The organism is Actinomadura alba, from assembly GCF_014323705.1.
Taxonomy (GTDB): Bacteria; Actinomycetota; Actinomycetes; order Streptosporangiales; family Streptosporangiaceae; genus Actinomadura_C; species Actinomadura_C alba.
Map to the genome: position 1 here is coordinate 1 of NZ_JABVEC010000095.1, position 874 is coordinate 874.

General features: G+C 65.8%; 1 protein-coding gene. It reads right to left on the minus strand.

Translation table 11 applies throughout. The annotated features are described in order from the left end of the window. Positions 1–853: group II intron maturase-specific domain-containing protein (locus HKK74_RS38880; protein ID WP_246492433.1), on the minus strand; the 853-nt coding region annotated here is incomplete at its 3' end. Between the last annotated feature and the right edge of the window lie 21 nt (positions 854–874).

An 874-nucleotide genomic window follows, 5' to 3' on the forward strand; every position in this document is an offset into this window, starting at 1 on the left:
TCCAGGGGTTGGGGATGCGGCTGCCGCGCCAGCGGTATCGGGTGACCGGGACGCTGGCGATGTTGAACAGTTCGATCCCGTCCGCAGCGATGGGCCGCCACCTCCCGGAGGGGGTGACGAGCCAGCGGCGGACGTCCTTCCAGCTCCAGTGGTGCCGGACCGCCATCATCTTGATGAGCCTGCGCCAGGTGAACTGGTGCAGGTGGTCGAAGATGCGTTTGGCCACGGCGTGCTTGAAGTAGTTGGCCCATCCGCGCATGATCAGGTTGAGTCTTCTCAGCACGGATCCCAGGTCCTGTTGTGACTTCCTGTGTGTCAGGGCACGGATCTTGGCCTTCAGCGACTGGATGGGCCGGTCGGCGATGAAGGTATAGACGTGCCAGGTGTTCGTTCCCCGTTTGCGGCGCCACCGGATGTGGAACCCGACGAAGTCGAACCCATCAGCCAGGTGCACGACTTGCGTCTTGGCTTGCGACAAGCGCAGGCCGGCAGGTTCGAGCACGAGGGCGATGTCTTCGCGGACCGCTTCGGTGTCCTGCCGGGTGCCATGCACCAAGACGACGAAGTCGTCCGCATAGCGGACGATCCGCCAGTTCGGCTGGCCCTTGCGGCGGCGGCCGGCGCGTCTGCTCTCGGTCGACATGGCCCCGCCGGGTTGCCACGGCCTGTGCAGGTGCTCGTCGAGCACCGACAGGGCGATGTTGGCCAGCAGCGGGGACAGGATGCCGCCTTGCGGCGTGCCGGTGGGGGTGTCCTTGTTTTCGCCGAGTTCGGTGAGGATCCCGGCCTTGAGGAACGCCTTCACCAGCGCCAGTACGCGTTTGTCCTTGACCCGGCGGCGCACTCGGTCCATCAGGGCCGTGTGGTCGATCGA